The sequence below is a fragment of the Streptomyces sp. NPDC005962 genome, from assembly GCF_040629205.1.
Lineage (GTDB): Bacteria > Actinomycetota > Actinomycetes > Streptomycetales > Streptomycetaceae > Streptomyces.
Map to the genome: position 1 here is coordinate 244589 of NZ_JBEXVE010000005.1, position 14050 is coordinate 258638.

16 protein-coding genes and 1 pseudogene are annotated in these 14050 nt (G+C 71.6%); 5 read left to right on the forward strand and 12 right to left on the reverse strand.

What is annotated here, in order from left to right; all coding sequences use genetic code 11:
* Nucleotides 1-149: 149 nt before the first annotated feature.
* Nucleotides 150-1598 carry a DUF1996 domain-containing protein gene (locus ABZ370_RS11375; RefSeq protein WP_358619148.1) on the reverse strand — a complete coding sequence of 483 codons (1449 nt, stop codon included), beginning with the start codon at nt 1596-1598 and terminating at the stop codon, nt 150-152.
* A gap of 140 nt (nt 1599-1738) precedes the next feature.
* Complete coding sequence (locus ABZ370_RS11380; RefSeq protein ID WP_358619150.1) at nt 1739-4015, reverse strand: protein kinase; 2277 nt, start codon at nt 4013-4015, stop codon at nt 1739-1741.
* Nucleotides 4016-4320: 305 nt separating this feature from the next.
* Between ABZ370_RS11380 and ABZ370_RS11385 the strand changes: the two genes are divergently transcribed.
* Together ABZ370_RS11385 and ABZ370_RS11390 are read left to right on the forward strand one after the other, a co-directional pair.
* Entirely contained in the window at nt 4321-4938 is a 618-nt protein-coding gene (locus ABZ370_RS11385; protein WP_358619151.1) for a DUF4232 domain-containing protein, read from the forward strand.
* Nucleotides 4939-5075: 137 nt separating this feature from the next.
* Nucleotides 5076-5804: a DUF899 domain-containing protein gene (locus ABZ370_RS11390; RefSeq protein WP_358619152.1), complete on the forward strand. Its 729-nt coding sequence runs from the start codon at nt 5076-5078 to the stop codon at nt 5802-5804.
* Nucleotides 5805-5857: 53 nt separating this feature from the next.
* Here ABZ370_RS11390 and ABZ370_RS11395 read toward each other — a convergent pair whose 3' ends face one another.
* Both ABZ370_RS11395 and ABZ370_RS11400 read right to left on the reverse strand, forming a co-directional pair.
* On the reverse strand, nt 5858-6439 hold the full coding sequence (locus ABZ370_RS11395; protein WP_358619153.1) for a TerD family protein: 582 nt from the start codon (nt 6437-6439) through the stop codon (nt 5858-5860).
* A gap of 52 nt (nt 6440-6491) precedes the next feature.
* Nucleotides 6492-7067, reverse strand: a complete 576-nt coding sequence (locus tag ABZ370_RS11400) for a TerD family protein (RefSeq protein WP_358619154.1) — start codon at nt 7065-7067, stop codon at nt 6492-6494.
* A gap of 137 nt (nt 7068-7204) precedes the next feature.
* On the opposite strand from ABZ370_RS11400, the gene ABZ370_RS11405 reads away from it, so the two are divergent.
* Both ABZ370_RS11405 and ABZ370_RS11410 read left to right on the forward strand, forming a co-directional pair.
* Nucleotides 7205-7600: a BlaI/MecI/CopY family transcriptional regulator gene (locus ABZ370_RS11405; RefSeq protein ID WP_358619155.1), complete on the forward strand. Its 396-nt coding sequence runs from the start codon at nt 7205-7207 to the stop codon at nt 7598-7600.
* Nucleotides 7601-7605: 5 nt separating this feature from the next.
* Nucleotides 7606-8544, forward strand: coding sequence for a M56 family metallopeptidase (locus tag ABZ370_RS11410; protein ID WP_358619157.1), 939 nt, complete (start codon nt 7606-7608; stop codon nt 8542-8544).
* Between the two features lie 79 nt (nt 8545-8623).
* On the opposite strand, the gene ABZ370_RS11415 is transcribed toward ABZ370_RS11410, so the two are convergent.
* The 4 genes and pseudogenes from ABZ370_RS11415 to ABZ370_RS11430 all read right to left on the reverse strand — a co-directional run.
* Entirely contained in the window at nt 8624-9079 is a 456-nt protein-coding gene (locus tag ABZ370_RS11415; RefSeq protein ID WP_358619158.1) for a TerB family tellurite resistance protein, read from the reverse strand.
* Between the two features lie 91 nt (nt 9080-9170).
* Entirely contained in the window at nt 9171-10163 is a 993-nt protein-coding gene (locus tag ABZ370_RS11420; RefSeq protein WP_358619160.1) for a sporulation protein, read from the reverse strand.
* 58 nt (nt 10164-10221) lie between these two features.
* A complete protein-coding gene (locus ABZ370_RS11425; protein ID WP_358619161.1) occupies nt 10222-10443 on the reverse strand; it encodes a hypothetical protein in 222 nt (73 codons plus the stop codon).
* A gap of 185 nt (nt 10444-10628) precedes the next feature.
* Nucleotides 10629-10958: pseudogene (locus ABZ370_RS11430) on the reverse strand (ABATE domain-containing protein); the annotation flags it as partial.
* Between ABZ370_RS11430 and ABZ370_RS11435 the strand changes: the two are divergent.
* The gene (locus ABZ370_RS11435) at nt 10905-11228 is read left to right on the forward strand and encodes a hypothetical protein (protein ID WP_358619339.1); all 324 of its coding nucleotides are present in this window, start codon (nt 10905-10907) and stop codon (nt 11226-11228) included. The pseudogene ABZ370_RS11430 and the gene ABZ370_RS11435 sit on opposite strands and share 54 nt — an antisense overlap.
* Here the strand turns inward: ABZ370_RS11435 and ABZ370_RS11440 are convergent.
* From ABZ370_RS11440 to ABZ370_RS11455, 4 genes are all read right to left on the reverse strand, one after another.
* Nucleotides 11225-11815 carry a hypothetical protein gene (locus ABZ370_RS11440; protein WP_358619162.1) on the reverse strand — a complete coding sequence of 197 codons (591 nt, stop codon included), beginning with the start codon at nt 11813-11815 and terminating at the stop codon, nt 11225-11227. The genes ABZ370_RS11435 and ABZ370_RS11440 overlap by 4 nt on opposite strands.
* Before the next feature lie 99 nt (nt 11816-11914).
* A complete protein-coding gene (locus ABZ370_RS11445; RefSeq protein WP_358619163.1) occupies nt 11915-12886 on the reverse strand; it encodes a cyclase family protein in 972 nt (323 codons plus the stop codon).
* Between the two features lie 16 nt (nt 12887-12902).
* Nucleotides 12903-13658, reverse strand: a complete 756-nt coding sequence (locus ABZ370_RS11450; RefSeq protein ID WP_358619165.1) for an IclR family transcriptional regulator — start codon at nt 13656-13658, stop codon at nt 12903-12905.
* 109 nt (nt 13659-13767) lie between these two features.
* Nucleotides 13768-14049: a hypothetical protein gene (locus ABZ370_RS11455; protein ID WP_358619166.1), complete on the reverse strand. Its 282-nt coding sequence runs from the start codon at nt 14047-14049 to the stop codon at nt 13768-13770.
* Between the last annotated feature and the right edge of the window lies 1 nt (nt 14050).

Sequence of the window (14050 nt, forward strand, 5' to 3'; positions counted from 1 at the left end):
GCCCCCGATTCTAGTGGCCGCCGAAAGCCCCGGAGTGTGACGGGAACCGCAGACGCGAGGGGCCCGGCGGGATGGGGGCAGCCATCCCGCCGGGCCCGGCATGTGTGATCGTGCGGTGGTGCGGTCGTAACTCAGCGGCCTCAGTGGCCTCAGCCGCACTTACGGCCGCTGTTGATGCACTTCACGGCCTGCTTCATCAGCGAGTCGGACATCACGTTGATGAAGTCGCCGTGGTCCGTGACCGGCTTGTGCAGCTGCTCGGGGAAGCTGTCCACCGCGAAGACCGCCTTCGGCGCGATCTTGTAGGTGATGCGCTGGGTCAGGGCCGGGATGGCCTTGAAGCCCTTGCCGCACCCGCCGTTGGCGCCGGCGAAGGCGACGTGGGTGCGGTGGTTGGCGCTGTCGGAGTTACGGCCGTCCCAGCAGCTCTGGAACTTGAACGTCCGCACCACGTTGCTGCCCTTGGGGCACAGCGGGTACTTGTCCTTGAGCTGGCGGTTCTCGAAGCCGGTGCAGCTCCAGGAGGCGTTGGCATTGGCCGTGCCGTTGGTGAAGGCCTTGGCGTCACCGGTGATGATGCGCAGGAACTTCGGCATCGCCGCGACCTTGCCGACGGCGCTGCCGCGGAAGGTGAGCTGCACGGAGGTGGGCTGGAGGATGGTGCCGACGTTTCCTTCGGTGCCGCCGCCCGGGGCGCCCGCGTCCTTCTCGTTCTTGCCGTCGCGCAGCCGCAGGACCGGCCAGTAGTGGGTGGAGCGGTCGCCGTTGGTGCAGGAGGTGGTCGCGGTGGCGAGGATCTGGTCGGTGGCGAAGGCGTCGTTCTTCTGGTTGCCCACGTAGTCGTGCATGTGGTGGGCGCCGTTGCTCACGCCGGGGGCGACGATGACGTTGTCGGAGTTGAACTTCTTGTTCTCGTTGCGCCCGCAGCGCGAGGAGAAGGTGCCCTTGGAGGCGCCTGCCTGCTTGCGCGGGTTCTTGACGTTGGGCCGCACCTTCTTGATGTCCACGAAGTCGGCCTTCTGGGGGCCCGCGGCCTGCGCCCCGCCCGCTGCCTGAGCCCCGCCCGCTGCCTGAGCCCCGCCCGCGGCCTGCGCCTTGGCGTCCGCCGCCGCCGGAGCGGCCGCCGGGGCGGCGTCCACCGCGCCCTGCTTGACCGTGCAGGACGCCATCGAGCCCAGCCCGGACGCCTGCTGCGAGCCCTGCCCCATCCGGGTGGAGATGCGGTTCAGGGCGCTGCGGCGCTGGGACGACAGCGGCTCCAGGACGCGGGTGCGCACCCACTCCTGGTCGGCGGCCTTGGTGGCCTGCGCGGCGAGCTGCTTGTAGGCCCCGGCGACCTGGGTGTCCATCTCCGCCAGTTCCTTGTCCACGGCGGGCCGTGCCTTCTGCGGCACGTTCGACAGCCGGGTGGCGACGTCGGGACACTGGATGGTCATCGAGGACCGGGCGGCGGACTCGGTCCGGTTGGGGGACTGCCGGGCGGCCGAGGCGTTGTTGTCCGTCATCAGCAGCGCCCCGCCGCCGACCGCCAGGGCCGTGACGCCGACAGCGGACACCACGAGTACGCGGGACCGCTTGTGTCTCTTCTTGTATCTCACCACTACGCCCCTCATTGGGTAGTTGTCGTACTGCGATACGAAAACCGGGGCGGTTCCGCTCATCGGCGGCCGTAGCGGATGAAGGTGTGGCGGGAAATCAGCGCTGGGAAACCGGCGCCGGGAGGCGGCCGGTCGTCCGCTCAGCGCGTCGCGGCGGGGCTTCCGGACGCGGATGTCGGGGCCGCCGACGGCGAGGCGGTGGGATGGTCCGGGCGTACGGAGAACACCGTGTCCCCGGCCATCGCCACGATCGCGTCCTTGACGAGCAGCACGGTCGGCGGCCGGTCCTGCGCCGTGTCCCCGGGGTCGGGCAGCGCGGAGGTGCGCCACGCCTCCGCCCCGGTGACGCTGTCCAGCGCCAGCAGGCGGCCGAAGCGGTTGGAGAAGTAGAGCTTGCCGTGGCGCTTGGACTCCACGGGCGCGGACAGGCTCTCCGTCTCCGTCTCCCGCTGCCACAGCTGCTTGCCGCTGCGCGCCGACACCGCGGTGACCGTTCCGTTGGTCCGGACGGCGTAGACGACCCCGTTCAGCAGGGTGGCCGTGCCGCGCAGGGGGTGCCGCAGCGGGACGCGCGTGGTGTGGCCGGTGCGCGGGTCCACCCGGATGACCGCGTCGTACGGGCGCTCGTACCCGGCCTCGTACACCTCCTTCGCGGTCTGCGGCGCGAGGAAGAGGGGCGCCCCGTCGTCGGAGCCGAGGTGCACCGCCTTCTTGGGGAGGGTCGCCACCGCGCGCCGCGAACCGTCGGCGGGGTCGAGCCGCAGCAGGGTGTACGGGCCCTCTTCGGCCAGCCCGTCCGACGTGAGCGGCGAGCACAGCGCGTACGGGACGCCGGACGCGACCGGTGTCGACGGTTCGCAGAACTGCCTCTCCAGCGCGGGCGACCGCCACAGCAGCTTCCCCGACGACCCGTAGGCGACCAGCTGACGGCTGTCCTCGGACAGCGTCAGCACCCCGCCGCGGAACAGGCGCACCGACGCCGACTGGCTGATCCCGCGCTCCCACCGCCGCTTCTTGCCGCCGGTGTCCAGGGCGGTCACCCGGCGGCCCTCGTTCTCCCGCTCGGAGTAGCTGTAGACGATCCCGTCCCGCACCCCGATGGGGCGCGCGTCCTGCGGCCTGGTGCCGCTGCGCCACTGGACGCGGCCGGTGGCGGCGTCGACCCTGGCGACGGTGAAGCCCTTGCCGCCGCAGTACAGGGCGGCGGCGTGGTCCGCCACGCATGCGGCGTCCTGGTACACGAGAGGCGGCAGCGGCGCCTTGTACCGCAGCGTCGTCCGCCATGGGCGCCAGCCGTCGGGCACGGACACCGAGCGCGCGTCGGCGGTGGCGGACGCGGCGGGGTGGTACGGGGGCGGGTCGGTGGCCAGGCTGGAGGCCACCGTCGCGACCAGCCCGCTGACGGCCAGGGCGCCGACCCCGATGAGGACCGGCCGCACCCAGCGCCCGCGGCCGCTCCCCCGCGTCCGCCACGGCCGGAACTCCCCGCGCGGGGGCGTGAAGGTGGCCCGCGGCGTCGTGGACTTCGCCCGGGCGGGCGTGAAAGTGCCCGCCTCCGGCGGCAGGGTGTCCGCGAACGCGGGCTCCGCCGGGCGGGCCGCGGCGACGAAGTCCGGCAGCGCGTCGAGCATGCGGTGCAGTTCGTCCAGGCCGGGCCGTGCGGCCGGGGCCTTGGCCAGACACCGCTTGATGAGCCTGATGAGCGGTTTCGGGACCCCGTTCAGCGTCGGCGGCTCGTACATCACCTGGTATCCCGAGAGATACGGGCTCTCGGCGTCGAACGGCCCGACGCCGGTGGCCGCGTACACCACCAGCGCGCCCAGCGAGAACACGTCCGAGGCCGTGGTGACCTCGCGTGCGTCGCGCAGCTGCTCGGGCGACATGAAGCGCGGGGTGCCGAGCATCCGCCCGGCGGTGACGGTGAGCGTCTGGTTGTCGGCGGCCCGCGAGATGCCGAAGTCGATGACGCGCGGCCCGTCCCCGGCCATCAGGATGTTGGCCGGTTTCAGATCCCGGTGCACCACCCCGGCCCGGTGGATGTCCCGCAGCGCCTCGACGAGCCCCAGCCCCAGCGTCCGCAACTCCCGCCCGCCGAACGGGCCGTCCTGCCGCACGGCGTCGGCGAGGGTGCGCCCCGGTACGTACTGCGTGGCCATCCACGGACGCTCGGCCTCCGGATCGGCGTCCACCACCGGAGCGGTGAACGCCCCGCTCACCTTGCGGGCCGCCGTGATCTCCTGCCGGAAGCGGGCGCGGAACTCCTCGTCCTGCGCGTACTGCGCGTGCACGAGCTTGACCGCGACCTGCCGCCCCGAGGCCGACCGGGCCAGATAGACGATGCCCATACCGCCCGAACCGAGCCGGTCGAGCAGAGCGTAGCCGCCTATGGACGCCGGATCATCGGTACTCAGCGGCATCGCCGATCCCCTTTACCCTCTCCCCAACGCCCATCAACCGCCCCTAGATTAGGCCGCCACCCCCCACCCCGCCCGCAAGAGCCCCCACAGTGCGCGTCGTCACAGGGCCCCGGGCGCAGGGACATGCGGTGGGACCTGGGGGTTGGCGGGGAGCGGGCGGGTTAGGGTGATCATGCCCAGGACGTGTGTAGCGGCCATGTACCAGGGGCTCGTCGGAACGGGACGTCCCCTGTCCGCCCTGGGGTCTCGATGATCAGTAAGCTCACTCCCGAGGAGTGAGTGGCACCGCCCCTGAAAGAGAAACGATGCGCGTTCAGAACCTCTCCCTCCTCGCCCTGGCCGTCGCGGCCGGACTCTCGCTCAGCGCCTGCCAGGGGGACGACTCCTCCTCCCAGAGCTCCGGCGACAGCAGCGCGTCCGCCGACCAGAAGTCCGACACCTCCACCGGCGGCACCGGCTCCTCCGACGGTTCGGACAACTCCGACGGCTCGTCCGGTGACATCGGCGCGGGCGGCGGCTCCGAGGCCGCCTCGGACGCCTGCAAGACCTCCCAGCTCGACTTCAGCAGCTCCCCCGGCATGGGCGAGGGCACCCTCCTCGTCAACCTCAAGAACACCGGCTCCGCCACCTGCACCCTCCAGGGCTTCCCCGGCGTCGACCTCAAGAGCAAGGACGGCGCCATCAGCGCCGACCGCACCAAGGACACCCCGCAGAAGGTCAGCGTCAAGGCGGGCGCGGAGACCCGCTTCACCCTCTCCTACCCGCCGAACACCTCCGGCGGCACCGGCGCGACCTTCACCAGCCTCAGCGTCACCCCGCCCGGAGAGACCCACTCCGCCTCGGTGCCCGCCACCATCAACATCCCTGCCTCCGACAGCACCGCCTCCGCCATCCGGGTCACCCCCGTCGGCGCCGGAAAGTAACCGCCCCCGGCGCCCAGCCCGGCGCCCCCGGCGCGTAGCCCCAGGTCGCTGGCCTGGGGCTTTTCGGATCGGCGTGCGCCCGTGCCCACGGCGGCAGACCCTGGACACAGGGACCGGACCGGAAGGTGGTCATCGCCATGGAGACACCGCCGATCGTTTCGCCGGGGGAGTGGGAGGAGGCGCGCCGACAGCTGCTCGTGGACGAGAAACAGCTGACCCGCGCCCGTGACGCACTGGCCGCCAAGCGCCGGCGGATGCCCTGGGTGGCGGTGGAGAAGGAGTACGCGTTCGAAGGCCCCGAGGGCAGGCTGAGCCTGCTCGACCTGTTCAAGGGCCGCCGCCAGCTCATCGTCTACCGCGCCTTCTTCGAGCCCGGCGTCTTCGGCTGGCCCGACCACGCCTGCCGCGGCTGCTCCATGGTGGCCGACCACGTCGGCGACCTCGCCCATCTCAACGCCCGCGACACCACTTTGGTCTTCGCCTCGCGCGCCCCGCAGCAGCACATCGAGGCCGTGAAGGCGCGGATGGGCTGGACCATGCCCTGGTACACGATCACCGACGACTTCGACGCCGACTTCGACGTGGACCAGTGGCACGGCACGAACGCCTTCATCCGCGACGGCGGCCACGTCTTCCGCACCTACTTCATCAACGCCCGCGGCGACGAGGCCCTGGGCAGCACCTGGAGCTACCTCGACATGACCGCCCTCGGACGGCAGGAGACCTGGGAGGACTCCCCCGAGGGCTACCCCCGGACCCCGCCGTACGAGTGGTGGAACTGGCACGACACCTACGGCGACACCGAACCGGCCCCGGAATGGCTGGACCAGACCCGCCGCGGCCCCCGGGGCCGCCTCGACGCCTGAGGAGCGCGTGCCCGCGGTCGGACTCGCGGTCGGACGAGCGGTCGGACGAGCGGTCAGAGGTGCGGGAGGACGGCCGGGATCAGGTCCTGGAAGGTCTTCCCGGAGGCGGGGGCGCCGATCGCCGACATCTGCCAGCTGCCGTTCGAGCGGTAGACCTTCGCCATGATCTGCGCGGTGTAGGGGCCGCCGCCGCTGAGCGTGTAGCGGGCCATCTCCTGCCCGTCGCTCTCGTCGATCAGTCGGCAGAAGGCGTTCCGCACCTGCTCGAAGGTCTGCCCGGTGAACGAGTTCACGGTGAAGACGATCTGGTCGACCTGGGCCGGAACCCGCTCCAGGTCGATCAGGATCGACTCGTCGTCGGCGCCCTGGCCGGTGCCGCCGACGAGGTTGTCGCCGGTGTGGCGCACGGAGCCGTCGTCGCTGCTCAAGTGCTGGAAGAAGACCACGTCGACCGGCCGCTGCCCGGAGAACAGCACCGCCGAGGCGTCGAGGTCGATGTCGCGGGCGGCCATCCGCGCGAAGAGGCCCTTGCGGGGCGCGGCCTGCCAGCCCAGGCCCATGCGTACCGCACTGAGCGCGCCGCCGTCGGACTTGCTCAGGCTGATCTGCTGGCCCTTGGCCAGGTTCACGGTCATGTGCTTCTCCTGACGATTCCCGGTTCCCCTGCGATGCCCCGGCGTACGGGCGTCAGAGGCTGACGCCGAAGTCGGACGCGATGCCCGCCAGGCCCGAGGCGTATCCCTGGCCGACCGCGCGGAACTTCCACTCCGCGCCGTGGCGGTACAGCTCGCCGAAGACCATCGCGGTCTCGGACGCGGCGTCCTCGCTCAGGTCGTAGCGGGCGAGTTCGGCGTTGTCGGCCTGGTTGACCACCCGGATGAAGGCGTTGCGGACCTGGCCGAAGCTCTGGCCGCGGCTCTGGGCGTCGTGGATGGAGACGGGGAAGACGATCCGGGTGACCTCGGCGGGGACCGCCGCCAGGTTCACCTTGACCGACTCGTCGTCGCCCTCGCCCTCACCGGTGAGGTTGTCGCCGGTGTGCTCGACCGAACCGTCGGGGCTGGTCAGGTTGTTGTAGAAGACGAAGTGCCGGTCGGACACCACCTTTCCGCCCTCGTCGCACAGCAGGGCGCTGGCGTCGAGGTCGTAGTCGGTGCCCGTGGTCGTCCGTACGTCCCAGCCGAGGCCGACCAGGACCGCCGTCAGGCCCGGGGCCGCCTTGCTGAGCGAGACGTTGCCGCCTTTGGACAGGGAAACTCCCACGATCTCCTCCTGAGTGCTCGATGAATGTCCTTTAAAATCTACAGCAGTGTAGAAGTTTCGTGGTGGGCGGGGGCGATCCGGGACCCTGTACCGTCACCAACGGCTGGGCTGTCGGCGGTGTGCCGGAGGGAGATGGCGTGAGAGATCAGGACGAGGGCGACCAGCACCCGCGCTTCCGTCGGCGGGGGCAGGGGGAGCTGGAGGCACAGGTGCTGGCCGTGCTGCAGCGGGCCGACGGCCCGGTGACGGCCGCCTGGGTGCAGGAGCGGCTCGAAGGCGATCTCGCCTACACCACGGTCATGACGATCCTGTCCAGGCTGCAGGCGAAGCAGGCGGTGACCCGGGAGCGCGCGGGCCGGTCGTTCGTATGGCAGGCGGAGTCGGACGGCGCCGGGCTGGCCGCGCTGCGGATGCGCCGGGTCCTGGACGGCCAGGACAACCGCGGGGCGGTGCTGGCCAGCTTCGTGACGGGGCTGACGGCCGACGACGAGCGGCTGCTGCGGGACCTGTTGAGCGAGGCGGAGGGAGACTGAGCGCGTTGGGTGTGTTCGTCTTTCTGCCCCTTGTCCTGCCGTTAACGGCGCTGCCGATCACGCGCCTGGCCGAGCACTACCTCCACCCGCGCAGCGCCACCCGGCTGCTGTCGCTCGTGGGCGGCGTCCTCGCGGTGTCCTCCACGCTGTGCCTGGCGCTGCTGGTGGTCGTCGGCACGGCCCAGCTGCCGGGCAACCCGCTGCCGGACGGCTGGTCGGACCCCGAGGTGCGGGCGGCGGTGCCGTTCGACGAGGTGGCCGGGAAGGCGGCCATCGTCGCGCTCGTCCCCGTGATCCTCGCGTGCGCGGCGACGGTCCGGCGCCACCACCGGGCGCGGCGGCGCGCCCAGGAGGCGGTTGCCGGGCTGGCGGACGAGCTGGTCACGACCCTTCCCGACGACGAGGCGTACGCGTACGCGCTGCCCGCCGCGTCCGGCAAGCCCGGCCGGATCGTCGTCTCCACCGCGATGCTCGCCTGCCTGAACGCCTCCGAGCGGCGCGCCCTGATCGCCCATGAGCACGCCCATCTGGCCGGACGGCACCACCGCTATCTGCTGGCCGCCCAGTTGGCGGCCCGGGCGAATCCGCTGCTGCGCCCGCTGCGGGGAGCGGTCGCCTACTGCGCCGAGCGGTGGGCGGACGAGGAGGCGGCCGGGGTGGTGGCGGACCGGAAGGTGGTGGCCAGGGCCGTCGGCAAGGCCGCGCTGGTCTCCCGTGGCACCCCCGCCCCGACGCTGGCCGGAATCGCCGCGCCCGGCCCCGTCCCGCGCCGGGTGGCCGCGCTGCTGGGCCCGGTGCCGTCCGCCCGGAACTGGCCGCCCGCGTACACGGCCGCGGGGGTCGCCGCCTGGGTCGCCGCCGGGGGTTCGGCCGCGTCCGCGCTGTCCTCGGCGAACGCGGCGATCGCGCTCTTCCGGGTGCTCCAGTCCGCGACGCCGCTGTAGCCGTCGTAGCTGTCGTAATCGCTGCGACCGCTGCGGCCGGTCCCGGGGCTCGCTCCCGGGACCGGCCGCACGCCACCGGCTACAGATCGAACTCGGCGGGGTCCAGGTCCAGGCTGAAGCAGGCCTCGCGGACCACGGCCCGCTCCGTCTGGTCGAAGTCGCCGTCGGCGCCGCCGATGACGATGCCGATCTGGATGACGGCGCGCGCCTCGGCGGGCTTCTTCTTCGCCTTGGCCACGTCCTGGAGGACGCTGACCCTGCCGAAGTCGAAGTCGGCGGTGAGCTTGTCGAGGTAGTCGTTGAAACGCCACTGCAGGTCGTCGGCGGGGAAGTTCTGCAGCACCTCGTTGGTGGCGATCAGCTGGGCGACGCGCTGCCGCTCGGACGGGTCGATCGAACCGTCCGCCGCCGCCACCAGGGCGCACATCGCCATGCTGGCGTCGCGGAACGCACCGCTCTTGAGGTCGTTCTTCTTGGCGAGCAGCTGGCTCTGCATCGTCTGGGCGGAATCCTTGATGCGGTCCCACAGGGCCATGACCAACTCCGTACGTCGTCGCTTACTTCTACAACACTGTAGAAGTTAGCAGAGCGTCCGAGCGTCCGAGCCCGGTGGGCCGATGGGGTTTTTAGTCCTCCTCGTCCTCGAAGGCGTCGCCGATCTCGTCGACGACCTCCGCCGCGACGAAGCCGCCGACGACGCCGACCGCCACGCCCGCCGCGACACCGCCGACGATGGCCCCGGTGCTGGGCCCGGAGCGGCGGTGGCCGTCGTCGTGATGGTCACCGAATCCGTGGTGGGAGCCGTGTGAACCGTGAGAGCCGTGGGAGCCATGGGAGCCGTGAGCGCCCCGGTGGTCGACGAGCTGCCGCACCCAGCCGTCGACCTCCGTGGTCCAGTCGCGCTGCCCGACGCCCTCGTGGCCGATGGTGAAGAGGGTGAGGGCGTCATGCCCACCGGAGAAGATCCCGCCCCGCTTGTCGGCCTCCAGGACGACGTCCAGGCCGCCGGGGTTCGCGAGGAAGGTCACCTCCAGCTCGTTGAGGGCGTGGGCGTACTGCGGCGCGGGGGTCAGCTCGATCTCCTGGTAGAACGGCAGCCGCTGCGCCGTGCCGCCGATGTGCCCCAGCTCCAGGTCGGCGGACTTGAAGCCGAAACCGAGCTGTCCCAGCGCCTCCAGGACGGCCTCCTGGGCGGGCAGCGGACCCACCGTCAGCTGGTCCAGGTCGCCCTTGTCCTTCGCGCCCGCCACGTCCAGCCCGGTGCGGACCCCGAGGACGATGCCCAGCGACTGCCCGTACAGCTCGGTGACGGGCGTCTCCCAGGGCAGCTGGGCGGTGAACGGCAGGCTGCGGCGCTCGCCCTCGGCGAGCCGGAACCCGCCGCCCACCGTGAAGTGGTCGAAGACGACGACGCCTTCGCGCTCCTCGTCGCCGTGCTCGGCTTCGACCCGGGCGACGAGGTCCAGGGTGATCCGCTCGATCTCGAAGTCCGAGCTGCCACCCTGGAGATGGACCTGCCCGCTCAGCGTCCCGCCGGGGAGCACGGGACCGGGGTCCAGCACGGTGTCCACGGTCGGGCCGCCGACACCGAGTGAGCCGAGCAGTCGTTTGAACACCATCGTGGCGTTCACTCCTTCTCTGCGTGATGTGCGTATGCGTTCGGTACCGCGCCCGCGGTTACTTGCCCGTGGTGTCGAGCGTGGCCAGGGCCGAGGCCCAGCGGGCGAACTTCAAATCGGCCAGATCCTGGACCGTCTTGACGCCGAACGCCTCCTCCAGCAGACTCCCCTGCCGGTCGGAGACCCCCTTGAGCGCCGATACGGGAGCGGCGAGAATCTCCGTCAGCTCCTTGTCGGCCCATGCCTTGTCCAGCACCGTCTTCAGGTCTATGGAAGCCATGCCTGCCCTCCCGGGGCGAGTGGTCGTGACGCGGTGAGAGCGTGCGGGCGGACGGGCACCCAAGGGCCGCCCGGTCGCGCTTCTACACGCCTGTAGAAGCATAGGGGAGGGCTGCCCCGCCATGCGCGCATCGCGCCACCCCACCGGAGGAAGTCCGAAAAGATCTCCCCCGCAAGGCCCCTGAGGGTGCGGCGGGCGTAGGCGCGGGCCGCGCGGGCGCGGTCGCCGCAGCGGGTGGAGCACCAGTGGCGGCGCCCGGCTCGGAGCGGGTAGCGGTTGCAGGGGGTGGAGCCGCAGGCGGTGGGGGCCCGGGTCAGCGCGTCATCGACGGCGGCCAGAGCCGCGGGCAGGGCGGGGAGGGCTCCGACGTGGGACGCGAGCAGTGACCTGATCTGTTCGCGCAGCGACCGCAGCTGCGCGGCGCACATCTCCCGCATGCCGGTGTCCGCCGGGGCGAGGTCGTGGTCGACCAGCCACTGGTTGGCGGCGGCGGGGGTGCCGAGAAGGTCGAGGAACTGGCTGCCCTGGCCCACCCGGAGCGCGTCGCCGGGATCGTCTACGCCGGGACGTACGCGTCCGGCGGTCAGATGCGCGAGAACGGTGTGACGGCACAGAGCCTGGTGGACGGCGTGGCCACCCCGTGGCCGCTGCACGCGCTGACCGGCAACGCCGAAGCCCTCACGCGATACGAGATCGCGGAGGGCTACTCCGGCGTCACCGCCCCGGCGCTGATCCTGCACGGGGACAGCGACGTCGTCACACCGCTCGACCCGCGGGGGGCTTAAGGGTGGTACTTCTCCTCGACCGAATTGGCACCGCCGGACTTGGTGTCCATGGTGACGCGGACGGTCACGTGGTTCTTCTTCGCGGCCGTCTCCAGCTCGTCCACGCTGCACTTCGCGGTGCCGTAGCCGTCGTCGCCGATGGACACGCCACCGTCGGGGTCGTCGGAGCAGATCGTGGCCGCGCCGAGGATGTTCGTGGCGTTGGCGACCAGGAACTCCTGCTCCATGCCGCCTTCCTCGGGCTTGACGGTCATCTTGCCGGGCGCGAGGTACTTCAGCGTGCCGACGATCGTGCGCTGGTTGCCCGCGTTGGCGACGCCGCCCCCTTCGGCGGGCGGGGCCGAGGCCTCTTCGCCGTTCTGGCTCTGCGAACCGGAGTTGTCGGACTTGCCGGAGTCGTCAGAGGAGTTGCCACCCGTGGGCTGGGTCGAGGCCGAGGCCTCCTGCGAGCTCGACGAGCCCGAGGCGTCCGCCCCGTCGTCGGGCCCGCAGGCCGTGGCCCCCAGCCCCAGCGCCGCGGCGGCGAGGATGGTCGCGGCGAGGCGGCGGCCGGCGCGGCCGCGGAAGCGGTTGGTGGCGGTGTTCATGGGTGTTCTCCCGTTGCTCTGTTCTCTCGTGTCTCTCCCGGACGACAACCACTCTGCAAGATCGCGTTGGTGTTCTACTAACGGACGACTAATGCCTGGTCAGCGAAGGGCGGTGGCATTGGCGGGGGAGCCGACGCCACCGGTGAGATGGAGCGGTTTGACGGTCAGGAGGCTGCTCCAGCGGCCGGTTGCCCGGGAGTCGGCGGCCAGGGCGGTGAGGTTCCACAACTCGCCCAGCGGCAGGCCGAGTTTGGCGATCAGCTCCTGATGCATCATGCCGCTGTCCTCGGGAGCGCTGTGGTGGAAGTCGCCGCCGGGGACGACGGGAAGGACCTCGACGGCGAACGTGTCCGTGGCCAGCAGCGCGACGCGGTGGTCCCAGCACCAGGCGGCGAAGTCCCGGGACTGCGCGAACCCGGTGGCGCGGCGCTCGGCGCGGACGGTGGCACGTACGCCGGGCTCGGCGGTGAGGTACCAGTGGGCCCAGCCGGTGTGGACGAGGACGAGGTCGCCCGGTTCGACGCGGCAGCGCTGGGCCGCGAGCGCCGCGTCGAGCAGATCGGGGACGAGGGCCGGGCCGGACGCGTGGTCGAGCGGGGTGCCGCGGTCGCGGAGCAGGCCGTCGATGTCGATGAGCAGCGCGCGCCCGGCGAGCGGGGTCTCGGCCCACAACTGCACGCCCAGGCGCGGGCTTCGCGGCGCGATCTCGTCGTCGGGTACGCCGTTGTAGAAGCCGTACCCGGAGGCGCGGCGGTGGCGCAGTCCGTCGATCTGGGTGCTGGCCTGGAGGTGGAAGTTGTCCAGGACGTCGTCGCGGGCCTGGTCGTGTGCGGCGGTGATGCGGTGGTGGGGGATGCCACGGGACCGGGACATGGGCGGGTCGAAGGCGTCGAGGGCGTAGTCGAGGTTGAACGCCCGGCCGTCGCGGACCTCGTGTGCCGCCCGCCGGATCTGCTCGGGCCCCGCGAAGTTGGCCATGCCGCGTTCGGGCTGGTCGGGGAAGAGATGCCAGCTGGAGCCGGGCGGGGCGTCGGTGCGCCGCAGCAGCTGGTGGTAGGTGAGATGGCGCAAGACAGGGACCTTTTGCTCAGGGGCAGCGGGCGGCGATGGCGTCGGCTGCCCGGCGTACTTCGGTGATGACGCGCGGGTGGTCGGCGGTGGGCAGGTCGCTGCCGGGACCGGCGACGCTCAGCGCGCCGAGGACGTGTTCGCCGCGGTGGATGGCGGCGCTGAAGGCGGTGACGTCCAGGACCCGTTCGCTCAGGGAGACCGCGTGGCCGCTGTCCTTGATGCGCCGCAGCTCGCCGCGCAGGTCGTCGGCGCCGACGCGTTCGCCGGAGATGCGGGTGAAGGGCGTGACGCTGTCGACGTAGGTGTCGCGTTCGTCCTCGGGCAGCCAGGCGGCCAGGGATTTCCCGGCGCCCAGGTGCAGGGGGAGCTTTTCGCCGATGGGCAGTTGGTAACGGAGGGGGTTGAGGCCCTCGACGCGGGCGATCAGCACCCGGGTGAGGCCGACGCGTACGTACAGGGTGGACGTCATACCGGTGGTCGCGGCGAGTTCCTGGAGGACGGGCAGGGCGACCTGGCTGAGCCGGTTGTTGACCAGGAAGGCGTGGGCGGTGGCCACGGATGCCGGGCCCGCGACGTAGCCCGTCTCCTCCTTGACGGCGTAGCCGCGGTCGATGAGGACGTTCAGGATGCGCTGAGCGGTGGCCACGTGGAGCTCGGAACGGCGGGCGATCTCGCTCAGCCGCAGGGGATGGCGGGCGTCCTCCAGCACCGACAGCACGTCGAAGGCCCGGTCGACGGAGCGCATCGGAGAAGCGGGGGTGGTGGCTGCCATGGCTCGGCTCCTGGGTGGTCTGCTCGGCTGCGGAAGTTTCTGATAAGTGTTATCAGCATGCGCGAGCAGTGGCGTGGTGCGCACAAGATCCACCCAGGGGAGGTACGGCCTACTCCGGCTGCGCTGCGGCCGTGGCGGGCTGCGCCTCGGGAGCGGCGGACGTGGCCGGTTCCGGGTCGTGGGGCCGGACGTACGTCAGGACGTAGGCGAGCAGACCGGTGACGCCCGCGGCGATGAAGGTCGGGGGCCCGGCGGTGGTCGCGACCCCCTCGACCCAGGCGGCGTCGCCGAGCATCAGCCCCAGCGCCTGTCCTGTGACGATACACAGGCCGCCGAGCAGGAAGACGAGGACACCGAGGCGGAAGAGGACGGTGAATACGTTGGTGGGCATG

What these genes read in the sequence shown, in the direction of transcription:
- ABZ370_RS11380 (WP_358619150.1), bottom strand. Translation starts at nt 4,015, where the DNA reads ATGCCGCTGAGTACCGATGATCCGGCGTCCATAGGCGGCTACGCTCTG.
- ABZ370_RS11450 (WP_358619165.1), bottom strand. Translation starts at nt 13,658, where the DNA reads ATGGCAGCCACCACCCCCGCTTCTCCGATGCGCTCCGTCGACCGGGCC.
- ABZ370_RS11455 (WP_358619166.1), bottom strand. Translation starts at nt 14,049, where the DNA reads ATGCCCACCAACGTATTCACCGTCCTCTTCCGCCTCGGTGTCCTCGTC.
- ABZ370_RS11395 (WP_358619153.1), bottom strand. Translation starts at nt 6,439, where the DNA reads ATGACCGTGAACCTGGCCAAGGGCCAGCAGATCAGCCTGAGCAAGTCC.
- ABZ370_RS11420 (WP_358619160.1), bottom strand. Translation starts at nt 10,163, where the DNA reads ATGGTGTTCAAACGACTGCTCGGCTCACTCGGTGTCGGCGGCCCGACC.
- ABZ370_RS11390 (WP_358619152.1), top strand. Translation starts at nt 5,076, where the DNA reads ATGGAGACACCGCCGATCGTTTCGCCGGGGGAGTGGGAGGAGGCGCGC.
- ABZ370_RS11415 (WP_358619158.1), bottom strand. Translation starts at nt 9,079, where the DNA reads ATGGCCCTGTGGGACCGCATCAAGGATTCCGCCCAGACGATGCAGAGC.
- ABZ370_RS11425 (WP_358619161.1), bottom strand. Translation starts at nt 10,443, where the DNA reads ATGGCTTCCATAGACCTGAAGACGGTGCTGGACAAGGCATGGGCCGAC.
- ABZ370_RS11385 (WP_358619151.1), top strand. Translation starts at nt 4,321, where the DNA reads ATGCGCGTTCAGAACCTCTCCCTCCTCGCCCTGGCCGTCGCGGCCGGA.
- ABZ370_RS11440 (WP_358619162.1), bottom strand. Translation starts at nt 11,815, where the DNA reads ATGAACACCGCCACCAACCGCTTCCGCGGCCGCGCCGGCCGCCGCCTC.